Annotated in this window: 1 protein-coding gene; it reads right to left on the reverse strand. The window is 58.4% G+C overall.

What is annotated here, in order from left to right; translation table 11 throughout:
- Positions 1-143: 143 nt before the first annotated feature.
- Positions 144-373 (reverse strand): hypothetical protein (locus B9Q17_RS18305; RefSeq protein ID WP_094626216.1); only part of this gene is annotated, 230 nt, incomplete at its 5' end.

Here is a 373-nt window from a genome sequence, read left to right on the forward strand (position 1 = left end):
CCGCCTCCCGAATATCCACTTGGTCACCCATAACGACCTGTTCCAGGCCAACCGGTACAGCCTGCTCCCACTCTATAAGCGCCTCTGGCACGGGCGCGTCGGGGCCACACTGGGCCACCAGATCACTCAATCTGTACGATTGCTTATCCTTCATCACCTTGCCTTCGATGGCCTCTGCGCCCCCGGATCACCGCGGCTTGCCGCACTCCGGTTTCTGAATTGGAGAATCTGTCTAGCGCCTGATATTCGCCATCCCACTCCGGAGCATGCCGGTACCGGACTACCTGTTCGGGGATGAGCTCGACAATATCATCAAATCCGGTTTCGTAGCCCTCGACCAGCACTGGCGTCTCCGGCGGCAACTTTTGTAGTT

Origin of the sequence: Marinobacter vinifirmus, from assembly GCF_002258215.1 — a bacterium.
Taxonomy (GTDB): Bacteria; Pseudomonadota; Gammaproteobacteria; order Pseudomonadales; family Oleiphilaceae; genus Marinobacter; species Marinobacter vinifirmus.